Raw genomic sequence first — 434 nt, 5'->3', positions numbered from 1 at the left:
GCGCCCGGCGCGGCAGATGGCCGGCCAGTTGCCGTTGTGGACGCGCATGAGGCAGCCGAGGTTCATGCGGAAGGGGCCCTGCGCCACGAAGGAGATGCGGTTCTCGTCGTAGTAGCCGGGCAGCTGCCCGAGGCAGAAGAACGAGAAGTACGCCAGCGCCACGAGCATGAGCAGGCCACCGGTGACCGCCGGGTCGGAGAGCGCCTGGAGGAGCAGGTCGATGTTGCGGGAGAAGACGATGCGCGCCGTGAGCGCGCCCCATGCCGCCTCAACCAGCAGGAAGGCCACGACCCGCAGCGCGCGCTGGCGCCCGGTGAGCACCGTGCCCGAGAGGCCGAGCGAGGTCGCGATGAGGCGGTCCGCCTCCGCGCGCTCGACGCTCTTCTCGCCGGGCGCCTCGGCGCAGGACATGAGCTCGGAGATGGAGAGCCCGA

Annotated in this window: 1 protein-coding gene; it reads right to left on the bottom strand. The window is 71.2% G+C overall.

What is annotated here, in order from left to right; genetic code table 11:
* Positions 1-434: hypothetical protein (locus H6A23_RS11805; RefSeq protein WP_204832260.1), on the bottom strand; the 434-nt coding region annotated here is incomplete at both ends.

The sequence above is a fragment of the Olsenella uli genome, assembly GCF_016900775.1.
GTDB lineage: Bacteria > Actinomycetota > Coriobacteriia > Coriobacteriales > Atopobiaceae > Thermophilibacter > Thermophilibacter uli_A.
The sequence above is the reverse complement of the archived record's forward strand: the minus strand, read 5'-3'. Positions and strand labels throughout refer to the sequence as shown.